This is a genomic window from Nostoc favosum CHAB5714 (genome assembly GCF_020829495.1).
GTDB lineage: Bacteria > Cyanobacteriota > Cyanobacteriia > Cyanobacteriales > Nostocaceae > Nostoc > Nostoc favosum.
In genome coordinates, this window is record NZ_JAIVFQ010000003.1 from 130,705 (window position 1) to 156,803 (window position 26,099).

Annotated in this window: 31 protein-coding genes and 3 pseudogenes; 19 read left to right on the forward strand and 15 right to left on the reverse strand. The window is 42.0% G+C overall.

All coding sequences use genetic code 11. The annotated features are described in order from the left end of the window. Positions 1-196 precede the first annotated feature (196 nt). Together LC586_RS03555 and LC586_RS03560 are read left to right on the forward strand one after the other, a co-directional pair. The gene (locus tag LC586_RS03555; protein ID WP_229483074.1) at positions 197-1,150 is read left to right on the forward strand and encodes a PhoH family protein; all 954 of its coding nucleotides are present in this window, start codon (positions 197-199) and stop codon (positions 1,148-1,150) included. Between the two features lie 35 nt (positions 1,151-1,185). Continuing rightward, on the forward strand, positions 1,186-1,590 hold the full coding sequence (locus LC586_RS03560) for a ChuX/HutX family heme-like substrate-binding protein (RefSeq protein ID WP_229483075.1): 405 nt from the start codon (positions 1,186-1,188) through the stop codon (positions 1,588-1,590). A gap of 5 nt (positions 1,591-1,595) precedes the next feature. Here the strand turns inward: LC586_RS03560 and LC586_RS03565 are convergent, their stop codons facing one another. From LC586_RS03565 to LC586_RS03575, 3 genes are all read right to left on the reverse strand, one after another. Beyond that, a complete protein-coding gene (locus tag LC586_RS03565; protein WP_229483077.1) occupies positions 1,596-1,934 on the reverse strand; it encodes a carbon dioxide-concentrating mechanism protein CcmK in 339 nt (112 codons plus the stop codon). Between the two features lie 393 nt (positions 1,935-2,327). Continuing rightward, on the reverse strand, positions 2,328-2,675 hold the full coding sequence (locus LC586_RS03570) for a carbon dioxide-concentrating mechanism protein CcmK (protein ID WP_109011757.1): 348 nt from the start codon (positions 2,673-2,675) through the stop codon (positions 2,328-2,330). An 85-nt stretch (positions 2,676-2,760) separates the two neighbouring features. Beyond that, on the reverse strand, positions 2,761-3,072 hold the full coding sequence (locus LC586_RS03575; RefSeq protein WP_229483079.1) for a BMC domain-containing protein: 312 nt from the start codon (positions 3,070-3,072) through the stop codon (positions 2,761-2,763). 294 nt (positions 3,073-3,366) lie between these two features. On the opposite strand from LC586_RS03575, the pseudogene LC586_RS03580 reads away from it, so the two are divergent. Next, positions 3,367-4,056, forward strand: a pseudogene (locus LC586_RS03580) (alpha/beta fold hydrolase); the annotation flags it as partial. A gap of 639 nt (positions 4,057-4,695) precedes the next feature. Here LC586_RS03580 and LC586_RS03585 read toward each other — a convergent pair. Together LC586_RS03585 and LC586_RS03590 are read right to left on the reverse strand one after the other, a co-directional pair. After that, the gene (locus LC586_RS03585; protein WP_229483080.1) at positions 4,696-5,319 is read right to left on the reverse strand and encodes a hypothetical protein; all 624 of its coding nucleotides are present in this window, start codon (positions 5,317-5,319) and stop codon (positions 4,696-4,698) included. Positions 5,320-5,321: 2 nt separating this feature from the next. Next, positions 5,322-5,954, reverse strand: coding sequence for an AAA family ATPase (locus tag LC586_RS03590; protein WP_229483082.1), 633 nt, complete (start codon positions 5,952-5,954; stop codon positions 5,322-5,324). A 152-nt stretch (positions 5,955-6,106) separates the two neighbouring features. Here LC586_RS03590 and LC586_RS03595 point away from each other — a divergent pair, with 152 nt between their 5' ends. Continuing rightward, on the forward strand, positions 6,107-6,913 hold the full coding sequence (locus LC586_RS03595) for a cytochrome P450 (protein ID WP_438822870.1): 807 nt from the start codon (positions 6,107-6,109) through the stop codon (positions 6,911-6,913). A 179-nt stretch (positions 6,914-7,092) separates the two neighbouring features. Further along, positions 7,093-7,727: pseudogene (locus tag LC586_RS03600) on the forward strand (cytochrome P450); the annotation flags it as partial. 114 nt (positions 7,728-7,841) lie between these two features. On the opposite strand, the gene LC586_RS03605 reads toward LC586_RS03600, so the two are convergent. Next, a complete protein-coding gene (locus LC586_RS03605; RefSeq protein ID WP_229483083.1) occupies positions 7,842-8,435 on the reverse strand; it encodes an acyltransferase in 594 nt (197 codons plus the stop codon). Between the two features lie 332 nt (positions 8,436-8,767). Between LC586_RS03605 and LC586_RS41820 the strand changes: the two genes are divergently transcribed. Continuing rightward, positions 8,768-8,977: a PAS domain S-box protein gene (locus tag LC586_RS41820; protein WP_369010515.1), complete on the forward strand. Its 210-nt coding sequence runs from the start codon at positions 8,768-8,770 to the stop codon at positions 8,975-8,977. Positions 8,978-9,083: 106 nt separating this feature from the next. On the opposite strand, the gene LC586_RS03610 is transcribed toward LC586_RS41820, so the two are convergent. From LC586_RS03610 to upp, 3 genes are all read right to left on the reverse strand, one after another. Next, on the reverse strand, positions 9,084-9,341 hold the full coding sequence (locus tag LC586_RS03610; protein ID WP_229483084.1) for a YggT family protein: 258 nt from the start codon (positions 9,339-9,341) through the stop codon (positions 9,084-9,086). A gap of 127 nt (positions 9,342-9,468) precedes the next feature. After that, positions 9,469-9,822, reverse strand: a complete 354-nt coding sequence (locus LC586_RS03615) for a ssl2009 family thylakoid membrane protein (protein ID WP_229483230.1) — start codon at positions 9,820-9,822, stop codon at positions 9,469-9,471. A gap of 75 nt (positions 9,823-9,897) precedes the next feature. Beyond that, positions 9,898-10,548 (reverse strand): uracil phosphoribosyltransferase, encoded by a 651-nt coding sequence (gene upp, locus LC586_RS03620; RefSeq protein ID WP_229483232.1) that lies wholly within the window; start codon positions 10,546-10,548, stop codon positions 9,898-9,900. A 298-nt stretch (positions 10,549-10,846) separates the two neighbouring features. Between upp and crtH the strand changes: the two genes are divergently transcribed. Then, entirely contained in the window at positions 10,847-12,349 is a 1,503-nt protein-coding gene (gene crtH / locus LC586_RS03625; RefSeq protein WP_229483086.1) for a carotenoid isomerase, read from the forward strand. Positions 12,350-12,749: 400 nt separating this feature from the next. Here crtH and purT read toward each other — a convergent pair whose 3' ends face one another. From purT to LC586_RS03650, 5 genes and pseudogenes are all read right to left on the reverse strand, one after another. Further along, positions 12,750-13,937, reverse strand: coding sequence for a formate-dependent phosphoribosylglycinamide formyltransferase (gene purT, locus LC586_RS03630; protein WP_229483088.1), 1,188 nt, complete (start codon positions 13,935-13,937; stop codon positions 12,750-12,752). Positions 13,938-14,002: 65 nt separating this feature from the next. Then, a complete protein-coding gene (locus LC586_RS03635) occupies positions 14,003-14,485 on the reverse strand; it encodes a pentapeptide repeat-containing protein (protein WP_229483090.1) in 483 nt (160 codons plus the stop codon). Positions 14,486-14,585: 100 nt separating this feature from the next. Continuing rightward, positions 14,586-14,735 (reverse strand): annotated as a pseudogene (locus tag LC586_RS03640) (ATP-binding cassette domain-containing protein); the annotation flags it as partial. 116 nt (positions 14,736-14,851) lie between these two features. After that, complete coding sequence (locus tag LC586_RS03645; protein WP_229483092.1) at positions 14,852-15,331, reverse strand: hypothetical protein; 480 nt, start codon at positions 15,329-15,331, stop codon at positions 14,852-14,854. Then, complete coding sequence (locus LC586_RS03650; RefSeq protein WP_229483093.1) at positions 15,318-15,776, reverse strand: PIN domain-containing protein; 459 nt, start codon at positions 15,774-15,776, stop codon at positions 15,318-15,320. The genes LC586_RS03645 and LC586_RS03650 overlap by 14 nt, the downstream gene beginning before the upstream one ends. A gap of 60 nt (positions 15,777-15,836) precedes the next feature. Here LC586_RS03650 and leuB point away from each other — a divergent pair, with 60 nt between their 5' ends. The 6 genes from leuB (at position 15,837) to accD (ending at position 20,280) form a co-directional block, all read left to right on the forward strand. Beyond that, positions 15,837-16,925: a 3-isopropylmalate dehydrogenase gene (gene leuB, locus LC586_RS03655; protein ID WP_229483095.1), complete on the forward strand. Its 1,089-nt coding sequence runs from the start codon at positions 15,837-15,839 to the stop codon at positions 16,923-16,925. An 89-nt stretch (positions 16,926-17,014) separates the two neighbouring features. Continuing rightward, the gene (locus tag LC586_RS03660) at positions 17,015-17,275 is read left to right on the forward strand and encodes a hypothetical protein (protein WP_229453967.1); all 261 of its coding nucleotides are present in this window, start codon (positions 17,015-17,017) and stop codon (positions 17,273-17,275) included. Positions 17,276-17,444: 169 nt separating this feature from the next. Beyond that, complete coding sequence (locus LC586_RS03665; protein ID WP_229483097.1) at positions 17,445-18,293, forward strand: prepilin peptidase; 849 nt, start codon at positions 17,445-17,447, stop codon at positions 18,291-18,293. A 13-nt stretch (positions 18,294-18,306) separates the two neighbouring features. Next, on the forward strand, positions 18,307-18,465 hold the full coding sequence (locus tag LC586_RS03670; protein ID WP_229483099.1) for a histidine kinase: 159 nt from the start codon (positions 18,307-18,309) through the stop codon (positions 18,463-18,465). A 270-nt stretch (positions 18,466-18,735) separates the two neighbouring features. Next, the gene (locus LC586_RS03675) at positions 18,736-19,116 is read left to right on the forward strand and encodes a hypothetical protein (protein ID WP_229483101.1); all 381 of its coding nucleotides are present in this window, start codon (positions 18,736-18,738) and stop codon (positions 19,114-19,116) included. A 213-nt stretch (positions 19,117-19,329) separates the two neighbouring features. Next, positions 19,330-20,280, forward strand: a complete 951-nt coding sequence (accD, locus tag LC586_RS03680) for an acetyl-CoA carboxylase, carboxyltransferase subunit beta (RefSeq protein WP_100899962.1) — start codon at positions 19,330-19,332, stop codon at positions 20,278-20,280. Between the two features lie 96 nt (positions 20,281-20,376). On the opposite strand, the gene LC586_RS03685 is transcribed toward accD, so the two are convergent. Then, complete coding sequence (locus LC586_RS03685) at positions 20,377-21,807, reverse strand: MFS transporter (protein ID WP_229483103.1); 1,431 nt, start codon at positions 21,805-21,807, stop codon at positions 20,377-20,379. A gap of 249 nt (positions 21,808-22,056) precedes the next feature. On the opposite strand from LC586_RS03685, the gene LC586_RS03690 reads away from it, so the two are divergent. From LC586_RS03690 to LC586_RS03715, 6 genes are all read left to right on the forward strand, one after another. Then, positions 22,057-22,209 (forward strand): hypothetical protein, encoded by a 153-nt coding sequence (locus LC586_RS03690; protein ID WP_229483104.1) that lies wholly within the window; start codon positions 22,057-22,059, stop codon positions 22,207-22,209. A gap of 220 nt (positions 22,210-22,429) precedes the next feature. After that, positions 22,430-22,645 carry a hypothetical protein gene (locus tag LC586_RS03695; RefSeq protein WP_229483105.1) on the forward strand — a complete coding sequence of 72 codons (216 nt, stop codon included), beginning with the start codon at positions 22,430-22,432 and terminating at the stop codon, positions 22,643-22,645. A 131-nt stretch (positions 22,646-22,776) separates the two neighbouring features. Beyond that, on the forward strand, positions 22,777-23,268 hold the full coding sequence (gene psbV, locus LC586_RS03700; RefSeq protein ID WP_229483107.1) for a photosystem II cytochrome c-550: 492 nt from the start codon (positions 22,777-22,779) through the stop codon (positions 23,266-23,268). Positions 23,269-23,672: 404 nt separating this feature from the next. Continuing rightward, positions 23,673-24,092, forward strand: a complete 420-nt coding sequence (petE, locus tag LC586_RS03705) for a plastocyanin (RefSeq protein ID WP_229483108.1) — start codon at positions 23,673-23,675, stop codon at positions 24,090-24,092. Positions 24,093-24,350: 258 nt separating this feature from the next. After that, positions 24,351-24,695: a cytochrome c6 PetJ gene (gene petJ, locus LC586_RS03710; RefSeq protein ID WP_229483110.1), complete on the forward strand. Its 345-nt coding sequence runs from the start codon at positions 24,351-24,353 to the stop codon at positions 24,693-24,695. A gap of 669 nt (positions 24,696-25,364) precedes the next feature. After that, positions 25,365-26,009 carry a hypothetical protein gene (locus LC586_RS03715; RefSeq protein WP_229483112.1) on the forward strand — a complete coding sequence of 215 codons (645 nt, stop codon included), beginning with the start codon at positions 25,365-25,367 and terminating at the stop codon, positions 26,007-26,009. Positions 26,010-26,099: the final 90 nt, after the last annotated feature.

The window sequence follows — 26,099 nt, forward strand, 5'->3', positions numbered from 1 at the left end:
ATGGAAAGTAGCAAAAAGATTTTTGAATATTTTTTTGAACTCTTCACCAGTAGGGGCATACAGTTGTACGCCCCTACAGCCAATTCATTTGTTGCAAAGATTTTTCCAAAATGTAAGTAATAAAAGCGTAATTTCGCCAAGAGCGAAAAAACATTAACCTTTGTCAAACACAGATCCTCACCAATTAAGAAATACTATGGCAGGTGCCTTAACAATTCAGCTGCCCAATATTCCCAGTGCGATCGCTCTTGGGGGAGATGGAGAAGAAAATCTCAAAATCCTATCTCGGCAAACAGGAGCCACTTTAGTGCTACGCGGACAGGAATTAGTGATTTCTGGTACCGTTGGGCAAATTGATCTGGCTTCTCGATTAGTGCGATCGCTTGAAGACCTCTGGATTAAAGGCAATACTATTTCCAGTGCCGATATTTTAACAGCTCGTCAAGCCATAGATAGCGATCGGCAAGGGGAACTGCAAGATTTACAGCGAAATGTTCTCGCCAAAAGTCGCCGGGGTGAAGAAGTCCGTGCCAAAACCTTCCGCCAGCGTCAATATATCGACGCACTCCGTAGACGCGATCTTACCTTTGGTATTGGGCCTGCTGGTACTGGTAAGACTTATCTCGCTGTTGTTGTCGCCGTGCAAGCACTCCTTGCTAACCAGTTTGAAAAGCTAATTTTAACTCGCCCTGCCGTCGAAGCTGGTGAAAAACTTGGTTTTTTGCCTGGAGACTTACAGCAGAAAGTTAACCCCTATCTTCGCCCACTTTACGATGCTATTTATGAATTTATCGACCCCGAAAAAGTACCCAGCTTAATGGAACGCGGTGTAATTGAAGTCGCACCACTCGCCTATATGCGGGGACGCACCCTCAATAACGCCTTTGTAATTGTGGATGAAGCGCAAAATACTACACCCGCTCAGATGAAAATGGTTTTGACTCGTTTGGGCTTCCGTTCTCGGATGGTGATTACAGGCGACATGACACAAACTGATTTGCCACTTCACCAACAATCTGGTTTAGGAGTGGCCTTACAAATTTTAAAACACGTTGAAGGTATTGCCTTTTGCGAATTTTCCCAAAAAGATGTTGTGCGCCATCCTCTAGTTCAGCGCATTGTTGCTGCTTATGAACAATACGAAAAATAGTCATTGGTCAAAAAACTGAGAAAGGATAGCAATTTATGAGTACTACTTTGAAAGAATTTTTAGCAGCTTGTGAGACTTTGGGAACTTTGCGTTTAATTGTTACTAGCAGCGCTGCTGTATTAGAAGCACGAGGCAAAATAGAAAAGTTATTTTATGCAGAATTGCCTAAAGGGAAGTACGCAAATATGCATACCGAAGGCTTTGAGTTTCACTTGAATATGGACAAAATTACTCAGGTGAAATTTGAAACAGGTGAAGCGAAGAGGGGTAATTTTACAACCTATGCTATTCGGTTTTTAGATGATAAACAAGAACCTGCCTTAAGCCTGTTTTTGCAATGGGGTAAACCTGGCGAATATGAACCCGGTCAAGTCGAGGCTTGGCAAACTTTAAGGGATCAGTATGGGGATATTTGGCAACCTTTACCAGCAGAAATTTAATACAGCTAAACTGATAGGGGTGGAGGAAATCGGATATCTGCACTGAACTGCTCCACATTAACGCTGCGATGAATCGGTAAAACATATTCTAAATTTTTGTGGGGGCGAGGAATAATATGAGAAGAAAGCACCTCACCACCGTTAACTCGCAGCGCCGCCTTTAGTCCTGCTGCCACCGCCACATTTACCTCGCCCACAACCCCCCGAATTAACACGGTAATTCGTCCCAAATCAGTATTTTCATAACCAACAAGGGTTACACGGGCAGCTTTACACATAGCATCTCCCACTTCCACTGCTGTGGGAACGCCATAAACTTCAATCATGCCTAGTGCCAATGTCATGCTATTGTCGTACCACTTCGTGGATCTTGCTACGCACAGCGTCTCGTAGAGAAGTGCGGGCTATTCGGCGTCGCTATTCTGGATAGTAGGGATTGATAGGTAAATGTATCCTTTATAAACTAGCTTCATCCAGAACTGTGCCTCTAAGATTGGCAAGTTATTCTTACAACTTTTACATTCCCAAAAATGAATAGTCAACAGCCAATATTGATTTTGACTATTGACTTTGACTGTTGCTTTCCCTCTGCTTCAAAATTCAACTTATGCAAAATCTAAAAACAGAAAAGTTTGCAATCCTCTAAAGTTTTGATAGTCAGAAGTCTGACAAGAAACTTCTCTTTAAATTCATTTATGGGAATTTTTTGTTTTGAATTCCCCCGCAGGAGTTTGAATCTATCGACTGTTTGATCTAACAATGGGATTTTCTACAGATTCTCGATATCCTTGGACTTGTTCTGTGTAAGCAATTGGTAGAACAGCTTCAACGTTTTCATGGGGACGAGGAATAATCACCCAGGATTCTAATGTACCGCCATAAACATTTTCTGCGGCTTCAACACCAGCAGCCATAGCGGCTTTTACTTCAGAAACATCGCCACGAATATTAACTGTAAAGCGAGCGCTACCTACTCTGATATAACCAACGAGGGTGACTCGACCAGCTTTTACCATAGCATCTGCTGCTGCTAGCACCGCAGGGAAACCTTTCGTTTCAAGTGCTCCAACTGCCTGTAATGACATTATTAATCTCCTGTATGAATAAACGATATGGGGGCTACAAATTAATTGTACGAAGCTTCGCTACAGATGTTGATAGCAAAATTGCTTAGAACATGCGGAAAGGTTCTGATTTTTCAGTGAAATGGATTGGTAATATGGTTTCCACATTTTCCGGGGGATTGGGAACGATGTAGTGAGTGATTACTGTACCAACCTTTACTTGCTCTCCAGCAGCGATTCCGGCTTCAACAGCTCTATTTACTTCAGAAACGTGTCCCCGGACAGCAACTAGCAAGCGAGCGCTTTCGGCTTGACCATAATACACAAGTGTGACTGCGGCAGCTTTGACCATTGCATCTGCTGCTGCTAAGACACTAGGAAAACCTAAAGTTTCAATTACGCCAACGGCCATTGGCATGGCATTAGCTCCTGGATTAAGGGATAGGCGATATTAATTGTACGTGGCTTTAGTCCCAATTTTGACATTTTGCTAAACTTTCTTTGATGTCATAATTTTTCGGGGAGTGGGGAGAGACGCGATTAATCGCGTCTGTACTAGGGAGTTAGAAGTTGGGAGTTAGAATTTTTTGAGAGTCTCTAGACTATGTTTTATGTATTAAAATTAATATTTCAGCATGTTAGTTTGTGTAATTTTGTTGTTTAACAAAATCAGCGATACGTGGAAGCAAGCTAGTACGATAAACTTAAATTTATGTTTCCGAATTTTCTTCCTAAAGCAGTTGGGCAACTGACAGAATCTGCCTCGATCGCACTAGCTCAAAGTATTCAAAGTTCTGCGATCCCTACTCCTTTAATTAATCAATCAGTTACCACAACATTTGTCAAGCAAGGAAGTGGTAGAACTCCTATTTTATTAATTCATGGCTTTGATAGTTCTGTATTAGAATTTCGGCGGCTTTTGCCACTACTTTCTGGAGATAATGAAACTTGGGCTGTAGATTTGTTGGGTTTTGGGTTTACAGATAGACTCTCAGGAATTGCTTATAGCCCAACTGCGATTAAAACCCATCTTTATTATTTCTGGAAAAGCCTGATTAACCAACCTGTAATTTTGGTAGGCGCTTCGATGGGGGGTGCAACTGCAATTGATTTTACGTTGACTTACCCGGAAGTTGTAAAAAAACTGGTGTTAATTGATAGTGCTGGGCTGGCGAGTGGTTCCCCATTAAGTAAATTAATGTTTCCCCCGTTTGATTATTTAGCAACTCAGTTTTTGAGTAATCTGAAAGTGCGCGATGTCTGACGACAAGCCGCTCCGCGTCTACGCGTTTCCCGCATTGGATATAAAAATCAAAGTCTTGCCTCTATCGATGCACTATCTTGTGGTGCATTACATCTACAAATGCCGAGTTGGCATCAAGTGTTGATCGCTTTCACTAAAAGGTTTATTTTATTTTGAAGCGTGTTGCTTACTAAATTTGAGTATTCCTTATTATTGGCTAATAAATTTTGTTATTTATATTCCCATAGCTTTTTACTTAACTAATTTTCCTGATAAATTATTAAATTTCAAATTTTCTTACCTAATTGCATTTATATTGTTTTCATTCCATGACATTTATTTGCGTACATCTGGCTATGACTTAAGCATTTATGGAAGAATTGCCATTATTTGTGGAGCCATAACTATTTTCTGTTATGTTTATTCCCGAAAATAAATAAAAGAAAATTTCCTAGTACAAAAATTATCTCAATACTCTCTTGGTTTATTTTCATTACATAAATATTGGCAATACTTATTCTTATTGCTCATTAAACCTTATCAAGTCGGTATAAATATAGGAGTTTTTGGAACTCCTTTGAGTAGAATATTTATAATTGAAGGATTTTTTGTTGTAGTTTTTACTATTTTATCAATTTATTTATTGAGGTTAACTTCTTTAAAGCAGTTTATTACTTAGTAAGTAGGCTTTATCTGATTGAATGATTATAGTACACTCTGGCGGAATTTTGCCTACCTCCGACAAGGGGATTTTGCCCCTTGTCTGGTTAATTGTAGCTGGATTTGCGTCAAGCTGTACTAGTCAAGTAACCACATCTCATTAGAACTCTCAGGATACTCATTTGGTTGATTTTGTGGTTGATTTTGAGCTAGTTTTTCTGATGACCGATGTGATTTTTTGTAGTTAAGTGGATTGTAGTGTTCTTTTACGGGTTTTATAGCACTAGTTTCTTTTACAGCTACAGCAAGTTTAGAATTATCTTCTGCTGTTTGTTTTAAAGCATTAATTTCTTCTATAAGCTTGGAATTTGCTTCTGCTAGTTGCAGCGCTGTTTTTTTGGTTTCGTCAAGTTCTTTTGTTACCTGTTCTACTAATGATTTTTGTTCTGATGCTAATGTTTTTTGTTTAGATAATTTTGATTGCAAATCAGCAATTTCTTGCTCTAAAGATACTTCATTTTTATGGCTTTTTTCCAGATTAGCTGTCAACTCTTTGACAGTTGCTTCTAAATCAGCCTTAGTTGGGCTTGTACGCTTAGTAGAATTTGCCTCAGATGTTTGGGCTGAGGATTCTTCATCTGATGAAGCCTGTTCTTCGGCAATTTCTTGTGCTGTAACTTCGATCGCAGATTCGCCTTCTGGGGGTGTAAATTTTTGCGCCTCTTCTTGTAGTAAGTCAGAGAGACTTTGTTTCCTAGCCATTATTATTTTCTCCAATCACGCTGTAATTCATCAGCTGCACGGCGGTAGTCTAACTCCGCCTCCCGTGCATTACTTCCTCGCCATTGACTAATCGCTACACCCTCAAGTGCCGCTCGTTCATGAGCTTTATAAGCACGGATAAAGGTATTACAAGCAGGAATACCTAATCGAGTGAGAGTGTTTTTTGCTTCTAGTGCTTCTCCCATACTGCGCGTATCAACTTTGGTAAGCAGTACCCGATGGGGAGTTCCCACGGGGATGACGGCTTGCTTGACTGTTTCCACTAGGATAGCTAAATCCATTGCGGCTGGGGGTGTAGGCAAAACTAGATAATCTGCGATCGCAACTACCGCCACTAATGCTTCAGAGCGCAGCGCGGGAGGCGTATCCACTACTACTAAATCGTAACCTGTTATCTTTTGTAAATCACCTAAAAGTGTGGGATCTGTTTCTTGAGATAAATCAAATCCCATTCCCTGCTGACTGCGCCCAAACCACCAACTGGCAGAACCTTGAATATCTGCGTCAATCAGCAGTACCTTTTTTTTCTTCGCAAAGTTTGCAGCCAGATTGACTGCGGTGGTCGTTTTACCGACTCCTCCTTTACCGTTGAGAATAGCGATGATTTTTGGCACTGCTTGCTTCCGATGCGGCCTTATACCATTTTAGATTTTGGATTTTGGATTATGAAAGAGCTAGTGGTAATCGGTTTGGGCGCTCCATTTGTCGAAATCATTTTTTAAATTGCTATTACAAGAATATACCGCTTTATGTAGGCCTTAAGAACATGAAAACTCGTAACAATAAAATTCAGAAGCCATCAATTCCACAAACTCCGATGACAGCAACTTACAATTTGCCTGATGGGCCTCAAATGCCGCGCTGGTTGCAGATGATCAAGTTTATTGGTCAGCCTGTAAAATATGTGGATGATTTTGCCAAAATCTATGGTGACACTTTTACCATTAGGAGTAGTCGCTCTGATAACCATCTTGTGTACTTTAGTCAACCCCAAGCTCTTGAGCAGATTTTTACTGCTGATTCCAACCATTTTGAGGTTGGGAGGGGGAACATAGGACTAAGATTTTTACTTGGCGATCGCTCCTTTATGTTAGCGGATGGCGATCGCCACCAGCGCCAACGGCAACTACTAGCTCCTCCTTTTCATGGCGAAAGGATGCGGGGTTATGGTCAGGATATCCAGGAAATAACTCGACAAGTGAGTAATCAATGGCAAATTGGCAAGCCTTTTAATATCCGAGAGTCGATGCAAGAAATCACCTTGCGTGTTATGCTGCGGGTTGTATTTGGTTTAAATGAGGGAGAGCTTTTTGAGTCACTGAGGCGATCGCTAAGTGATTTACTAGACTTCATCAGTTCACCCGTAATGTCTAGCGCCTTCTTTCTCAGGTTCGTGCAAAAAGATTTCGGTGCGTGGAGTCCGTGGGGTTGGATTTTGCAACAACGGCAAAAAATTGATCAACTTATTTATGCTTTGCTTCGAGAACGTCGGGCTGAATCCGATCAAAATCGCCAAGATATCCTGAGTTTGATGATGGCTGCTCGTTATCAGGATGGTCAAAATAATTCGTAATTTATAATTCGTAATACTTCGGCTACGCTCAGTACAAGTTCGTAATTATTACCCCACAACTGAAGTCGTTTGCTCTGAAATAAGGAATAAATTTATTTGTCTCCATAAACTTTAGTTAGTTGCTCTGTACCTTTAATTACGAATTACGAATTACGAATTAGTAATTATTTGGTCAAGGGATGTCAGATGAAGAATTACACGATGAGTTAATGACACTGCTAGTTGCAGGACATGAAACTACCGCTTCTGCATTGACATGGGCTTTTTACTGGATTGACCATTTACCAGAGGTGCGTGAAAAGTTGCTACAGGAACTCAACACCATTGGAGTTAACCCCGATTTGAATACTGTGGCTAAATTCCCTTATTTGACAGCAGTGTGCCAAGAAACATTGCGAATTTACCCAATTGCCATGACTGCTTTCGTGCGGATTGTGAAGACCCCAATTGAAATTATGGGCTACGAACTGCCAGAGGGAACGGCAATCGTCCCCAGCATTTATTTGGCGCATCATCGGGAAGAAGTCTACCCACAATCAAAGCAGTTCAAACCAGAACGCTTTTTAGAAAGACAATATTCACCTTATGAATATTTACCCTTTGGTGGCGGTAATCGTCGCTGTATTGGAATGGCATTTGCCCAGTATGAAATGAAATCGTCTTGGCAACTATTTTGTCAGAATTTCAAGTATCGCTAGAGAACAAACGTCCTGTGCGTCCTGTGCGCCGTGGGTTAACTATAGCCACACCGGCCGGAATGCGGATGGTTGCAACACCTCAAAGTAAGCGTGGAAATACACCAGCGATCGTTTAGGCAAGTAAGGTGGACATTAATGTGCCCACCCTACTTGCCATAGGATAAGAATTATTAATTATTAATTATTAATTATTAATTATTAATTATTAATTATTAATTATGAATTATGAATTATGAATTATCCCGATTTTCTTGCTTGTTCGCAAGTTGTTCATAATGTTCTTTGTCGCGGTATTTAATTGTTCTCATAGGTTGATTTCCAACAATTGCTAAAGGTTCAACATTCGCAGTTACAACTGTACCAGCCGCCACAATTGCACCATCTCCAATGGAAACTCCTGGAATAATTAGGACATTTCCGCCAATCCAAACATTGCGACCGATAACAACAGGTTTATGAATGTAGACATTATGTTGATATGGCAAATCATTACTTTGATAGTCGTGGTTTGCTGAAAGGATAACAACGTTAAATCCAAGTGTGGTGTTGTCGCCAATTGTGATTCCACCACGTCCATCTAATAAGACATCGGGGCCGATGTAGACTTTATTCCCCAGAGATACATTTTGCGGATGGTCAATTCTAATATCTCGCTTAAATCTTAGACCTGATCCACAAAATTTTAATTGACTCTTTAGCTCTTGATGCTTATAGCGCCTGATTTTGGTTTCTAGGTATTCTCCCCACCGTACCAAACGAGGCACTAACCGTTGTTCAAATAGTCGCTCTAATTTATTTGTAATTTTATCTTTGATCTGTTTCATAAAACCTCACGGGACTGGCTTTCAACCGGAGAGGAAAAAGGACGCGGTACTTTAGCACCCTCCACATTTGTTAGGTTTCCCTGACTAGAGTATTTTCTCCCGTATGAATACCGTTTCTCTACTAGTAGGCTGAGAGTCTAAGATTTCGGAATTAGAGATGCACAGAGTTGAGAATCATCAGACTGAGCCATGAAAACTTGTACAAAAAATTAATGAGAGACCGTTCTTGACGGCGACAAGTTTGTACTATACTCAGTAAAGCAGATTCCGGTTGATTACGGTGTCTTTGTAATCAAGGATTCCAAAACAGATCAGCCGTTGTATTTAGTCGAATTTGCTGCGATCGCAAACGCGCTGAAGCTGCACTTTGCAACTCCCAAAAACGCTTATCATTGCTGATCCAACAAACGTCGATAGCGGTAATTCAATGGAGTACTGAGTTTCTGGTTCGAGCTTGGAACCCAGCCGCCGAAAAGATTTTTGGTTACACGGTGGTAAAAGTGATGGGGCGTTCACTCGATTTTCTGATTGCGAGTAGATGAACTCCTCCTGATAAAAATTGTAGAGACGCTTTTACAATTGGCATCTCTACAAAAATTTTTATTGGGGTACTAATCAAAATCTCTGTACGAATAGATGGCAGGCTAATTAATAAGGAATGGCTCTCAGAAAGCCACCAGCTAAGTTGAGCGCGAAGAAAGCTAAGATCGGAGAAAAATCCATACCGCCCAATGGGGGAATAATGGAACGGAATAGATTCAAATAAGGGTCGGTTATCTGGGCTAAAGCAGCAAATGGCTGGTTATACCAGTTGATTGTCGGGAACCAGGTCAACAAAACCCGGATAAGTAGCAAATAGCTATAAAAGGTGACAAAGGTAACTAGTGTCGTAATCAGTAAACTCATGGATAGCTTTGTTTCCTACTAAGTGTCAAACGCGGTCTTATCTTTTAATTTTAATTTAGTCTATGTCATGATGTTTGGGGATTTAGCACTTACCACACTTGACATTTTCACCACGCCTGAACAAACCTCAGGAGTCTTTAGTGAGGGAGCGGTCATTAGTTGCTTGAGGTGAACCGCTATTAACATTTCCCAGTTGCTTCCGCACATCATCAATTGTGGCATTTAGCTGGGCAATTTTATCTTCTAGCGATCGCCTAGCCGTTTCTATACCGATGTTCTCGCTTTCTGAGGCTTTCATCTGACGCCGCTTTGCTGCTATTTTCTTCGCTTCGACTTGGCTATCCGTCAGTTCTGTCTCCTCCTCTGCTAGCAATTCTGGATTGCGTCGAGAAGCAATCAGTGCCCCGATAACACCGCCAAATACGCCACCGACAAACGCCCCTGCTACAAAACCACTGCCAAAACCATCTCGTTGACTCATATCTTTACCGCCTTCAACAAACCTTGCAACTTTTACAGTAGTTATGCTATTTTCCTGCCCTAGCTGCATAGTAGCTTAAGTCCCAAAGATGCGATCGCCTGCATCTCCCAATCCCGGTACAATATACCCCTTGCTGTTAAGTTTTTCGTCAATAGTCGCCGTGTAAATTATTAAACCTGGATAAGCTGCACTCAGTTTTTGCAAAGCTGGTGCAGCCGCCACTACGCAAACAATCCGGGTCAAGGTCGGATCAGCACCCCGTTGTGTCAATTCTGCCATTGCCGCCATCATCGACCCTCCTGTTGCCAACATTGGATCGGTAATTAACACTCGTGTTTGGGGGTCAAATTTTTCTGGTAACTTGTTCAGATAACAATGAGGTTGCAGTGTTTCTTCGTCTCGCGCCAAACCAAGATGGTAAATCGATGCTAAAGGCAGTAAAGTCTGCGCTCCCTCAAGTAATCCTAGTCCAGCCCGCAGAATCGGTACTACTGCTACTGGTATCTGCGGATCAATCACGGTTGCCAAACAGGTATCCAAGGGACTCTGCACCGTCGTTTCTTGGGTTGGCAACCAGTCTCGCGCAGCTTCATAAGTCAGCCATCTTCCCAACTCAGTCATCGCACTGCGAAATAATACTGAAGGTGTGCCTGCATCACGGGCAACTGCCAGCCAGTGTTTTATCAGAGGATGGGGTGGAACATAAACGCGCAATTGTAGCGTCATAGGCAGAAATAGCGGCTTTTTTATTGTATAAGAACTGAAAACACCATAATACTCTTTCCTGCATCCGGCTGACAGCTGATAATTAACAGCCTCAAATTTATTGATAAAATTTTTCATTAGTAGTTGACATTAATTCTCAATCAAGGCTATATTCTTATACAGTGTTCTCCTCTCTTTTAAGGATCGGCAGACGGGATTAGCCAGCAGTAGCAGGCTCGTCCCTCTTTTTTTTGTTGGGCATTGGGCATTGGGCATTGGGCAGAGGGGATGGGGGAGAATAACTAATGACTAATGACTAATGACTAAAATGGAAGATATTGATGCGATCGTGATTGGGTCTGGTATTGGCGGATTAGTAACAGCGACCCAGTTAGCAGCGAAGGGAGCGAAAGTGCTGGTACTGGAACGTTATTTGATTCCAGGAGGTAGCGCTGGTTATTTTGAACGCCAAGGCTATCGATTTGATGTTGGCGCATCGATGATTTTTGGGCTGGGACAGAACGGCACTACTAATTTACTCACTCGCGCCTTGTCAGCCGTGAATGTTAGCCAAGAAGCGATCGCAGATCCGGTGCAGATTCACTATCATCTACCCCAAGGTTTAAACTTGAAGGTTGACCGGGTTTATGAAAAATTTTTGCAAAATCTTATTGCTCATTTTCCCCATGAAGAACAAGGGATTCGTCGCTTTTATGACGAATGCCAAAAAGTATTCAAGTGTCTCAACAGCATGGATTTGCTGTCGCTGGAAGAACCTCGGTATCTACTGCGGGTATTTTTCCAGCATCCTTTGGCGTGTCTCGGTTTAGCTAAGTATCTACCCCAAAATGCCGGGGATGTGGCGCGGCGCTACATTAAAGACCCGCAATTATTGAGATTTATCGATATGGAGTGTTATTGCTGGTCAGTGGTTCCATCAGACATGACACCAATGATTAATGCTGGGATGGTCTTTTCTGACAGGCATTATGGCGGAGTGAACTATCCCAAAGGCGGGGTGGGACAAATTGCCCAAAAACTGGCGGAAGGTCTAGAGAAGGCTGGAGGTAAGATTCAGTATCAAGCTAGAGTCACGCAAATTCTCACAGAACAGGGAAAAGCGGTAGGTGTGCAACTGGCTAATGGTAAAGTATATCGGGGTAAACGCATAGTTTCTAACGCCACACGCTGGGATACATTTGAACAATTATTACCAGCAGGAAAAATGCCATATAATGAGAAAAAGTGGCAACAAAATTATCAAAAGTCTCCAAGCTTCTTGAGTTTGCACATGGGGGTAAAGGAGTCAGTTTTACCTACGGGGACAGAGTGCCACCATATTTTGCTGGAAGATTGGGAAAAGATGACAGCAGTGGAAGGCACAGTTTTTGTTTCGATTCCCACATTGCTTGACCCAGATTTAGCACCAAGTGGATATCACATTATTCATGCCTTTACGCCTCACTGGATTGATGATTGGCAAAAACTTTCTCCGAGTGAGTACGAAGCAAAGAAAGAAGAGGCGGCTTGGCGAATTATTGATCGCCTAGAAAAGATTTTTCCCGGATTAGATGCTGGATTGGATTATCTGGAAGTGGGGACACCCCGCACCCATCGCCGCTTTTTGGGTCGTCAGGATGGTACTTATGGGCCAATTCCCCGGCGCAAGTTGCAGGGGTTATTAAGTATGCCCTTTAATCGCACAGCTATTCCAGGACTTTATTGTGTAGGCGATAGTACCTTTCCGGGTCAAGGGTTGAATGCAGTAGCTTTTTCTGGGTTTGCTTGCGCCCACCGTATTGCCGTAGATTTAGGATTTTAACGTATATCAATCAAACGGTAGATGATCAAGTTGATAGATTTTCTTCACCGATGTAATAGCATCAGCCGCGCGATCGCAAAAATTTTCATAATTGTGCTTTAATGGTGAGCGGTTTTTGTTTTCCAAAAATCTTCCTCTCCCGCCTCGGAATAAATTCCAAGGCTAATAGCTAAAGTCCTCTCAAGAGGACTAAATACAAGATTTTCAGCCATGTAGAAGACTATCTTATGTAAAAGGGAAAATTTCAGTCCACTTGAGTGGACTTTAGCTATCAGCCGAGAACTTAAGTTCTCGGCGGGATATTGGGTAAGCGCGACACTTTGACTATTACAAAAATGTGGGTAACGACAAGCTTTTTAAGGGGGGTTTATCAAGTTCGGGTGATTACTTGTAATAAAATCTATGAATTAATTGTGATTTTACTTGCAGCTCTAGTAGCCTTTTCCCTAGCCTCTTGGACATTTACACCCTTCGCCAAAGCTACGCCCATTCGCCGATATGGATGAGCATTAGGTTTACCAAATAATCTAATATCTACATCTTTTTCTGACAAAGCATCGGCTACACCACCAAAACTAATAGAATCAGATTTTTCTGAAGCTAAAATTACCGCACTGGCTGATGCTCCTAGCTGTTCTATATGAGGAATTGGCAAGTCTAAAATTGCTCTTAGATGTAATTCAAATTCATTGAGATTTTGTGAGATTAATGTCACCATTCCCGTATCGTGAGGTCTGGGAGAAAGTTCAGAAAAAATAACTTCGTCTTTGGTAATGAAAAACTCAACACCAAAAATTCCGGCTCCTCCTAACGCATCAGTGACTTTTATGGCCATTTCTTGAGCTTTTAATATCTTGTCTTCAGAAATTAGTGCGGGTTGCCACGATTCTTGATAATCTCCTCGTTCTTGGCGATGGCCAATAGGAAAACAGAAAATAGTGGGTGCATTCCACTGTTTAATTGTCAGTAAAGTTATCTCAATTTCAAAGTTAATAAATTCTTCTACGATGACCTTTTGACTGTCTCCTCTAGAATTAGCGATGGCTACGCCCGCCGCAGGCATCGCATAATTCCAAGCTTTCTCAACCTCAGTCTTATCCTGCACTACAGACTGACCTTTACCAGAGGATGACATCACAGGTTTAACAACATTACTAAACCCAATTTCATTAGAAACTGTAATCAATTCTTCTAGAGTTGTTGCATATCCATATTTAGCCGTTCTGATGCCTAATTGTTGATGTGCCAGTTCCCGAATTCTATCGCGGTTCATTGTATAGTTAGTAGCAGTCGCAGTCGGTATAACTGTAATTCCTCGCTGTTCAAATTCGATCAGTTTTTCTGTTCTGATTGCTTCAATTTCTGGTATAATAATATTTGGCTGATGTTTTGTCACTACAGCTTCTAAATCATCAGCACTGAGCATAGAAATAACTTCATAAGCATCAGCAACTTGCATAGCTGGAGCATTAGCGTAGCGGTCAACGGCGATCACATAATTACCAAGACGTTGAGCAGCGATCGCAAATTCTTTGCCTAGTTCTCCTGAACCCAGCAACATCAATTTTTGGGGCAATTTAATACTCATTAACTTATCCAGGTCAATCTCAATTTAATAATCTTATAATTTTGTGTGTTTTAATTACCATTTTTTCAAGAATTGAATCTAGCACCGCGTAATTGTAAATCTTGACGTTGCAGATGATTTAAACCAGTACCTACGCCAAGCTGACACTTATCTACTAGAGCTTCTAACCAAATAGTCTCATTAAGAGTTGCACCTTGTAAATTTGCATTTCTCAAATCAGCTTTCGTAAAATTAGCAAATAATAGGTCTGCATTTACTAAACTGGTATTTTGCAGATTCGCTCCAGATAAATTTCCTCGGATGAAGTTTACTCTATCTAAAATTAAACCAGATAAATCTGCTCCTATTAGATTCGGAAATTTTAGCTGACTTGGATATTTAAAAAAGCCCATCATACAGATTATATTTGCTTCATTTAGACGTATCTTAGTTAAAAAATCATAACGAGCTATGCCCAGTTGCTTAAGAGTTTGTAGACGCTGTGGGGGACTTTGTTCTAAAAACTGGATAGCTGTATGGCGTAGGTCTTGAGTCGGCAGATTTAGCATTATTGTTAGATTGTCATGATACTTAGTGCTAATTAAAAGTTTAACCTTAATGCAAGAACCCCGACTTCTCAAAAAAATCGGGGTTTTAATGGATAACTACTTTGTCACGGAGTAAGCGATCGCCATTAATATAAATCTCACCCGTAGTTGGTTCTTCAGCAGTCGCGAACATGCGGATGAGAGTTGTTTTACCCGCGCCATTCGGCCCAATCAATCCATATACTTCACCCGCCTGGATTTCTAAATCAATGCGGATATTCAGTGATTGCCTTCATCAAGGTTTGGAACAGGTCATAAAGCAAGGCGGCATTTGTAGCGATTGTCTAAATTATCAAGTTTAGGCGATCGCTACCACATAAAACTTTTCTACTTTTCGCCCTTCTCCTGCTGTTTTCGTCGCTCCTCAATGCGAGCAAAGATTTCATCGATAGTGGGATTTCCTAAGATTTGATCCCTGTCTCGTGTGTAATCTCCACTACCTATTTCAAATTGCTGCATAAATCTTGCCATTCCAGCAGGGCCCAGAGCCTTTGTTAAGGCTTCTACTCCCAGTTGTCTAATCTCACGTTGAGTAAGTTTAGTTACATCTAGCATTTTCATATTTGTAACTTTGGGCAGAACATCTGAACTTTCAACCTGTGAGATTCGCCTTTCTTTGATTCGGGCAACTATTTCCTCAATAGTAGGGTTTCCCAATATTTCATCCCTATCTCGCGTGTAATCACCACTGCCTAGATCAAATTGATGCATAAATAGCCCCATTCCTGCTGGGCCAAGAGCTAAACTCAGCGTATCTATTCCTAATTGCTGAATTTGAGTTTGAGTTAACTTACTAACATCTATCATTTGCAATTTCTCTGAGCCACTGAAGCGGGTTCTCTACTCTCACTTGTAGCAAGTCTTTGTGCCTTGCAGCCAAACGTAACATTCTGTCATCAGTTGTGAGCAAAACATCGGCATTGCTAACTTCTGCACAAGCAATATGCAACGCATCGTAGTCTTTAAAGCCCATTTGGGCAAGTTCCCCACCACGAAATGCGATTTGTTGAGTTATATTCACTTTACTAATTGCTAAAGCAGCCCAAATCTGCATCTGCCGTTTTCTTGCTCCTTCAGGAGTGTTCCGAAGCTCATCATCAAAGGTTTCGCTTCCTTGCAGCCGCCAATCACCCATTTGAATAATAGCTAAAATGCGAAGCACTGCCTCGGCTTCTAAAAAAATCCGTTCTTGTGTCTGGTCATCAAAAGGGCGATTCAGACAACAAACATCGAAATAAATTAAAAACTCCATCGGTACATTTTGCTAGGTATGATATTTGATCTGCAAGCATTTACCTAGTAATAACCAGCTATGACCCAGAACTACCGCATTACTCTACTCCCCGGCGATGGCATTGGCCCTGAAATTATGGCAGTGGCGGTAGACGTGCTGAAAGTCGTAGGGAAGCAATTTGATCTGAAGTTTCAATTCCAAGAAGCCCTCATCGGTGGTGCAGCAATTGATGCCACAGGCGAACCCCTACCATCTGCCACTCTAGATACCTGCCGTAACAGTGATGCTGTGTTACTCGCAGCCATTGGAGGCTATAAGTGGGATTCTCTGCCATCCAATTTACGCCCAGAAGCAGGTTTGTTAGGATTACGTGCAGGTTTGGGATTATTTGCCAATTTGCGCCCAGCGAAAATCTTGCCCCAGCTAATCGACGCCTCGACTTTAAAACGCGAAATTGTGGAAGGCGTGGATATTATGGTAGTGCGTGAACTCACTGGTGGGATTTACTTCGGTAAACCCAAAGGGATTTTTGCCACAGAAACTGGTGAGAAACGCGGTGTAAATACAATGGTTTACACCGAATCGGAAATTGAACGCATTGGACGGGTAGCTTTTGAGGCGGCGCAAAAACGTGGCGGAAAACTTTGTTCAGTGGATAAGGCGAACGTATTAGAAGTATCTCAGTTGTGGCGCGATCGCATCACCCAACTTTCTAAAGAATATCCAGATATCGAACTCTCTCATTTATATGTAGATAATGCTGCTATGCAGTTAGTACGCTCTCCCAAGCAGTTCGATACTATTGTCACAGGTAATTTGTTTGGTGATATTCTCTCTGATGCTGCTGCCATGCTCACAGGTAGTATTGGGATGTTACCCTCAGCTAGTTTGGGTGCTTCTGGGCCTGGTGTTTTTGAACCAGTCCACGGTTCCGCCCCAGATATTGCCGGACTTGATAAAGCTAACCCTCTGGCACAGGTTTTGAGTGCGGCGATGATGTTACGCTACGGTTTAGACCAACCAAAAGCGGCAGATCACATCGAACAAGCCGTATTGCAAGTTTTAGAACAAGGCGATCGCACCGGGGATATAATTTCTCCAGGAAAAAACCTTTTAGGTTGCCGCGCTATGGGCGATGCACTGATTTTAGCTCTTGAAGGAAAATAATAAATAATGCCACTTGGGCAATTTGGCAACCTTTGCTATAAGTTTCGGGTAGACTAAAGGGAAATCTAGCAATCAAATAACAGTCGATAGTGTACGCATTACGACAAGGTCAAGTAAATTTTACCGCCCCAAAGAACCAATCGCCTTTGATTGATCCCGCCCTAATCAGAGCCGCCGGGCAGATATACTATACTCACTGTGAAGTACATCCCGAAATAGCTGGGCAACCTTCCGGTGTAGCAATTAATCGTGTGACTCATCGAGGTAAGGTTATTTTCACTAACCAACCAGTTCTTTTACCTCAAGAATGTTTTGTGCCCTTGAGTCAAATAGAATCGCACATGTATTAGTCATTAGTCATTAGTCATTGGTCATTGGTCATTGGTCATTAGTCATTGGTCACTTGTACTGAGCGAACGCGAGTGCGTCTGGTAGAGTTGCCGAAGTATTAGTTCTCGACAAAGGACAAAAGATAAACGACAAATGACACAGGACAAATGACAAAGGACAAATGATTGTATGGACATTTTGTTCGCCATTCCGGCGAGTGTAATGGTCTTTGCTTTGGGTGCATCTATTGGCAGTTTTATCAACGTTATTGTTTATCGGCTACCTGCTGGGTTGTCAATTCTTTGGCCGCCCTCTCGTTGTCCCCACTGCTTAAACCAGCTAAAAGCTTACGACAATGTACCAGTATTTGGTTGGATTTCGTTAAAAGGGCGGTGCCGATATTGCAAAAGCAAAATTTCTGTCCGTTATCCTGTGGTAGAAGGGGTAACGGGCATAATTTTTTTACTAGTTTTTTTGGTATTCCAAGTTTCGACTTTAACAATAGGCTATTGGGCTTTTTGTAGTTGGTTATTGGCGCTATCACTTATCGACCTAGATACAATGACTTTACCCAATCCACTTACTCAGTCGGGTTTGGTGGTGGGGATTTTGTTTCAAATGGTGGTTGGTTTTTTACCAGAGGCTAGTTCCGTGGCATTGGTAAATCACCTGATGATGGCGATAGTCGGTGCAGTATTGGGCTTATGGTTATTTGATGCGATCGCCCTATTGGGTTCAATTGCCTTTGGTAAAGCTGCAATGGGTGCAGGTGACGCCAAGTTAGCAGCCATGATGGGAGCCTGGTTAGGCTGGAAATATTTGCTCTTAGCTAGTTTTATTGCTTGTGTGCTAGGAGCGTTAATTGGTAGCGCTGTCATTATGCGTAGAGGCAAAGCCGCGAGTCAAAAGACATCACTACCAAGGTTAGGACAAAAGATGCCTTTTGGCCCTTTTCTGGCTTTAGGATCTGTGATTACTCTATTTAGCGGCGAAGCCATTTTATCTAGCTACCTGCGGTTATTTTTTCCAGCGTCTTGAACTGGAGTGGAGAGTGGGGAATAAGGGAGCAGGAGAAGCAGGGGGAGCAGGGGAAGCAGGGGAAGCAGGGGAAGCAGGGGAAGAAAGAATAACTAAATGCCCCATGCCCCATGCCCCATGCCCAATGCCCAATGCCCAATGCCCATTCATAATAAATATTTATAATTTGTGACTGTAACCAGCATTACCCCATCTACCCTTGATATTTTGATAATATTCAGCTTGTGACTTGTATTACCCTTATGAACTACGCCGCCGTCTAGACGGATGTAGCTCTCCCAATTCATCGGGAATATCCAAGAGAACTCCGTAGTTCTATTGGTCTGACATCCCTCCAAGGGCAGAAGTCCTGGTTCCCAAGACCCAAATCTTTTACCCATAGCTCTGCCCTACTCCTTCGGAGAAGCAAGCTACGCGTAGCGTCCCGTAGGGAAGGGTTTTCTTGCAACATATACCTATAAGCTTGGTTTTCGCTTGTGGCATTGATGGTGAAAAACGTGGTCTTGAGGGTTTCCCTCAAAAAGCGATTTTGAACCCGGAGGGTCAAGACACTAACTATAATATCCGAGAAATCGGTGATTCCTTATATATTCTGGATGCAATCGTCATCAGCCGCTCACAATCCCCACCTTATGAATACATTGAAGGTGGGAACTTCCGTAATCCGTTAACGACGATTAACCGTTGGCAAGCACAACTAGTGCAACAGATGCTGATTGCTCATAACCTAGCAATACAAATCATTGATTTGGGTAGGAGGGAGAAAGCATCTTATTTGGAGGTTGGTATTCTCATGGCTTTGTCAGTATGTCCATATAATTAAGTCTGCTGAAAAAAGAGCAAGAGACTTGTATTGGCATAAGTATTTTCGTTAAGCTGGCAACCAAAGATGAAAATTAAGGTCTGAATTGCTTAAAAGCGTAGTTTGACGATGTAGCTATTAGTCATTAATAAAGACAAATGACCAAAGGCTAAAGACAACCCGATACGGCTTGACATGTTTTCGACCTCATACCCACTTAAAATAAAATAAAAAATGGCTAACAACGAAGAATCACGCGGTTTAAAGTCTCTATTTGATTGGTTTGCAAATCGACGGAAGTCAGGATCTACCAGCCTCGAACGCCAAGAACGTGAAATTGCTGATGGGCTGTGGCATAAATGTTCTAAGTGCAGTGTTTTGGCATATACAAAAGACCTGAAAGCCAACCAGATGGTTTGTACCGAATGTGGTCATCACAATCGGGTAGACAGCGATGAGCGCATCCGTCAACTGATAGATCACAATACCTGGAAACCGCTAGACGAGCATTTGCGTCCAAGCGATCCGTTGGAATTTCGCGATCGCAAACCCTACAGCGATCGCTTGCGGGAGATGCAGGAGAAAATTGGCTTAATAGACGCAGTTAAAACTGGTTTAGGTCAAATCAATGGTTTGCCCATTGCCCTTGGGGTTATGGACTTCCGCTTCATGGGTGGTAGCATGGGTTCAGTCGTGGGAGAAAGACTCACCCGCATGATTGAGCAAGCCACTCAACGGCGGTATCCTGTAGTTATCGTCTGCACCTCCGGTGGCGCGAGAATGCAAGAAGGAATGCTCTCCCTGATGCAGATGGCGAAAATCTCCGCAGCCCTACAGCGCCATAAAGACGCCCGATTATTATATATTCCTGTTTTAACCAATCCCACAACGGGCGGCGTTACCGCTAGCTTTGCGATGTTGGGCGATATCATTTTGGCAGAACCCAAGGCAACCATTGGTTTTGCCGGTCGGCGAGTGATTGAGCAAACCCTGCGGGAAAAACTACCCGAGAATTTCCAGACTGCTGAAGATTTACTCCTGCACGGTTTTGTTGATGATATCGTACCCCGTACCCAATTAAAGAACACCCTAGCCCAGTTGATTGCCCTACATCAGCCTGTACTAACAACACCTCAGATGGTGTTGTGGGAAACAATGTCCTTGACTTCTACCGCCGCAGAATAGTCAAAAGTCAAAAGTGATGAGTTAGGAGTGAAAAGTTATGAGTGTAAAATTCATAACTCCTCACTCCTAACTTCTAACTCCTCACTTTTGGCTCCCTTATGCTCTCTCCGGCTCTTTGACAAAAAGTAGTGGGATAAGCGCTGCTAGTCGAAATAGACTAGAGACGGCGAACAACCCCAGTAAGCCTCCAAACTGAGCAAATTGGACGATGAAGCTGCCTATAGTTGTGCCTAAAGCACCACTCGCTCCAGCAACGGCAGCTGCGATCGCAAAATAGATAGACTGATTTTTAGTTGGTGCGATCGCCAATTGTATATTGTTGTTACACAAGTCAATCGCCGCCCAAGTACCTCCAGCCAAGATGTGTAACAGGGGTAACCACAACCAGATGTCAAGGCGATTAACACCAATCCCCAGCCAAAGCAGTGGTGTGGCTGCAACCAAAATCCCAATACAGATCAGGATAGGACGATTGCCTATCTTGTCTGCTAATTTGCCCCACACGATGAGCATCAGCAAAGTCGCTCCCGCCTGAAGGCTGTTGTAGATAGTCACGTAGCTCACCTCTAAATCGAGCGTGTCCAGCATGTAGAGGTTAAAAAAAGGACTGCTGAGGTTAACAGCAAGCGCCCAGAAGCTGAAATACAGCAAAAATCTCAAAAAGTTAGAGTTTTTCCAGATGCTGGAAGCTGGCGCAACAGGTGGCGTTGAATCCCCATTTGAACTATCCCCCTTGCTCCCAGCTAAGAGCTCCCTTGCCTCTTGTTGAATCTCATTTGTTTGAGGTAACTTGCCATAATAAGTGTTTTGCGATTGCGGATTCATATCCACCTGGAAATATTGACATCCCAATCCCACAATCCCAAACACTATACCTACCAGCAGAACCACCCCATAGCCTTGGATACTTCCACCATACCAATGTGATACAACTAGACCGGCTATTGGTACGCAAACCAAATTGGTAAGGCTAGCAGCACTATTGCGTATCCCAAAATACCTGCCTCGCAATTGGGGGGGAACTATCATTGCTACCCAACTTAGCCACGATGCCGCTCCTAGTCCTCCCAAAAGATTGCTGAATAGAACAATCAAGAGTGTCAATATCACTAACTGGTGATTATTAATCACCCCCAAGCTTACGCCTACAATACCGATTACTAGAACTAGCCATAGCAGCCGACCAATTCCGTGTGTCCGAAGAGAATATTGAAAGCGGCTGGTGCTACGTTCAGACAAGTAAGCGCCCAATGGCTGAATAAGATTGACCAACATGGGGATAGAGCACAGCATCCCAAATACCACTGGACTAGCACCCAATTCCACCAAAAAATTGCTGAGTAAAATCCCGCCAGTTCCAAGGGAGTAAACCGCTGTTAAGACAGAATCTGTAGTGGAGGCTTTTAAACTAGTGCGAATCGCATCCTTGGGAATTCGAGAGGTTAGAGAAAGTGCTGTGGGCGGTAAGGCAATCTGGGGAATTTCTAGAGTCCGTGGTGCAGTTGTTTCAACCTGAACAAAATCCATAATGTATGTTTATGAGTAAAACATCCTGACATAAATCCGGTTGTTGAGAAACTCAGTATGCTTCCATCAGCATTCTTGATAAGTTTTCGTTATTTTAGCTTGCAATTTTTAACCAAAATTTCAAATAAGTAAAATATCACTCCTTAATAACACAAGGTATAAGTAAGAAGAAAGACTTTTATTTGTCTGTGAGCAAGAAAAGATTACTTAATTTTTTGGGATTGACGATGGCGATCGCCATCGTCATTATTGGCGGTAGTTAACTACGCTACACCGTGGCAGGTAGCTGAATATCCAGCTGCGATCGCATTTTTGTTAGCACCAGCGATCGTTGCTATCAGTTTAATTCAGCGGCAACTTTTCGGAGGCGAACCGATTTTACCAAGGGATGATTGTCCCTAGCATGGTTAATGCCACTTTCATCTTCATGATGCGGCAGTTTTTCGTTAATTTTCCTAAATGTAATTAGTCAAGAGTTAAAAATTCTCCCCCTGCTCCCCCTGCCCCCCTGCCCTCTTTCCCCCTCCCGATTCCCAAACAGTATTTTGGGCAACAAATTGCACTCCTAACGTGATATTGGTATTACAGCGACTCAATCTCTATATATCAGTTAACAAGCATTATGGGTTTTGCAGACCTATCAATCGCAGAGATAGCAGCCGACTACAGCATTCCTGTAGAAAAAGTGTTTTCTCTGTGCAACCAACTGGGAATTGCTTACAAACACCAAAAGACTCGTTTGGCGTTAGAAGATGCAAAGGCAATTATTTCCCAAATCTCGTCTGAAATACGCCCAAAAGGTACTAGCGACTCGGTGGGTGATCACGAGGTCACCTGAAGGGTTATCTCGGGCTTTGGCTAATCACTGATAGCTAATGATAAAAACAATGAGTCGTTAGCAATTAGCAGCTTGGAGATTGAGAATCGCTTTCTTAGCTGTGTTGAGCGTCAAAATCTTTAAGGGGAAACATGTTTAGAAGACTAATTGGCGTTGTTGTGGTTACTGTTTTACTCTCGTTTCAGTTGCTTGTTGGTAGCGCGACAGCAGTGGAACTCGACAAAGCTACCCGGACAGTGCCATTAAATACTCAGGGTGAGGTCACCGTACTCAGCCTTAAACAAGTCAAAGAAGGCAAACGCTTATTTAATTACGCTTGCGCCCAATGTCATGCTGGGGGAGTTACCAAGACAAACCAGAACGTTGGACTCACTCCAGAAGACCTGGCACTGGCAACACCTAACCGTAATAACATTGAAGGCTTGGTGGATTATCTGAAAAATCCCACTACTTACGACGGGGAAGAAGAGATTTCCGAAATACACCCCAGTATCAAAAGTGCAGATATTTTCACAGCAATGCGAAATCTGACAGATGAAGACTTGGAGGCGATCGCCGGTCATATTCTCTTACAACCCAAAATCGTTGGCACTAAGTGGGGAGGCGGAAAAATCTATTACTAAATCCTGGAATTAGTACTGAGTCATTGGGGCATTGGGCATTGGGCATTGGGCGGAATCCATTCCCCATTCCCCATTTCCCATTCCCCATTCCCCAGTTTTCACCAAAGTTTAGCTGCTTTCGTTCTCACAGCAGCAGAAAATATTCCTGGGTTGGGCGCAAAAAATTTTTCAAAAGTCAAGATATTCCTGAAGAAAAAATAAAAATCTCTTATTTTACCCTTTACCTTTATTCACAGGATTTTTGGGCAATAGCAGTCTAGTATTTCTTAGTGATTGCAGAGCTTTTTGCAATAAATTGCTCCTCATTCTTAAAAAAAAAATTGTATCTATGACAGATTGTCATATTTGGCGTTGATTTTATTTAAAATGAGAAAGGAAAAAAAATTGTTTGTTAGGAGAGAGCCATGAAATTGATTTCGGCAAGCTGGCGACGTCTTAGTTTAGCTGTGTTGACAATCCTTTTAGTTGTTAGCAGCTTCGCTGTTTTTACTCCCAGTGCTTCGGCTGAAACCTACAAGGTGAAATTGGGTAGCGATAAAGGAATGCTGGCATTTGAACCGAAAAAGTTGACAATTAAACCAGGTGATACAATTGAATGGGTGAACAATAAAGTTCCTCCCCATAATGTTGTGTTTGATGCTGCCAAAAATCCAGCTAAGGACGCCACTTTAGCTAAATCTCTGTCTCATAAGAATTTGCTGATGAGTGCTGGTCAAAAGGAAACAACCACCTTCCCCAAAGACGCACCTTCTGGTGATTACACCTTCTACTGCGAACCCCACCGTGGTGCTGGCATGGTTGGTACAATCACTGTCCAAGGCTAGAAAGATCCTCATTGACACAAGATGATTTTCTGGGCTTCCTTCTCTGAAATTAGCCCATAGCAACACACCACACTCCTAGAGAGAGTGACGCATACAATGAATAAATGGCGGTAACGAGTCCTATCTTCCCCTAAGACGCTAAGTAACCTGTGACGATAGAGGGATAAACTCGTTACCGCCAATTTTGATCAAACTTGACTTAATTAGGCATTAATCGCGTTTATACTCTTGCTGGAGGCTTGTTGCGAGGAAATTCTATTGAGAATACTTTTATTAATCCTACTGTGGGCGATCGCTCTATTCAATTTGACATTCATTAGTCCAGCACTAGCTGCCGAAATATCCAACGGTGCTAAAATTTTCGAGGCTAACTGCGCTTCTTGCCATATAGGTGGCGGTAACATCCTTATTAGCCAGAAAACCTTGAAAAAGGAAGCATTGTCAAAGTACTTAGAAAATTATAATAGCGACTCAATCGAAGCGATTATCCACCAAGTACAAAATGGTAAAAATGCCATGCCTGCCTTTAAAGGCAAGTTAAGTTCTGAGGAGATTCTGGAGGTAGCTGCTTACGTTTTTCAGAATGCAGAACAAGGCTGGTAAAGTAGCTGAAAGATTTATCTGGATAAAACAACAGCCCTTTGGTGTGCCAAAGGGTTTTTTCAGTTCAGGAAACACACCAAGGTATTTTAGAACTAACTACTTTTGGTTTGAGCAACCCCAACTTTTGGCATAGACACCCTTGAATGATGAAGTTAGGGACTTCCAGTTAAAAAAACATCTTATCTTAGGGGCGCAAGGACTTGCGCCCCTAAAAATGTACAAATAATTTTGGATAATTTATTTTTTGGAAGTCCTTATTCGCTTGTTATACGTAATTAAATGTAAATCAGGGCTATTTCATTCTAAAATGTCACGTTTTATGCTTACGGGTTAATTCTCACAAAATGGGCATTTTTGAGGGGTAGGTTCGTTGCTAAATTATTGTTTTTCCTAAAAAATTTGTAAAAAATGCCCTAAAAATAGAATGAAATAGCCCTGAATGTAAATAAATAGACATTACAATTTTGACTAAATATAATTACTGATGTCTGAATTAAAATTAAGCAATTAGCTTCATACTTGCTTAATACGTATCCCAAAAACTTTGCTTTAAGTATTTTTTATGTAAAGAAGATCGTCAATTATTGTAAATTTTCGTCCACGTAGTGTATGCTACATCAAGCAAAAAATATTCTAAATATTCACTCGATAACTTAAAATCACGGGATTATGATGATTAATTCAGTTTTTGTGAAAAAGTTCTCCGTGGCTACATTAGGTGCGACAGCTATTGCCATAGGAATGGGCACAACTGCACAGGCATTAACAGTCATTGATTTTGAAAGTTTAGCCCAGCCTGGTGACGGCATCTCTAATCAGGGTTTTTCTTACACTGAAGATGGCTACACTCTTACGAACATCAGTAATCTTTTTGAGTTTTCAACATTTAACACAGGAGAATCTCGCTATTTAGGTTCTACTGCCTTATTTAACGATACAGTTGACGGCACAACAGTTCTAACTAAAAACGATGGCGGGATTTTTGATCTGATTTCGATTGATTTAGGAGAACTTAATCAGCCTTTTGAATCACCTACAGTGAAATTTGTTGGTACGAAGGCTGATAATTCAATTATCTCTAATACCTTTAATCTAAATGGTGTTAAAGGATTCCAAACTTTTGCTTTAAAAGATTTTACAAACCTTGTTTCAACAACCTGGGAGCAAGTTAGTCCATTTCACCAATTTGATAACATTGTAGTTTCTGATATTACTACAAAGAGTGTTCCCGAACCCGCTTCAGTTTTAAGTTTACTATCCTTTGCTGCTTTAGGTGTTGGTTCAACACTAACACGTAAAAAAGCAACAGTTTAGGCACTTGCCAATAAAACATTAGCCCATCCCGCACTTTCTCACCTGGGCTGGGCTGAATAAAAGGCAACTATACCAATGGTCAGAAAGCCA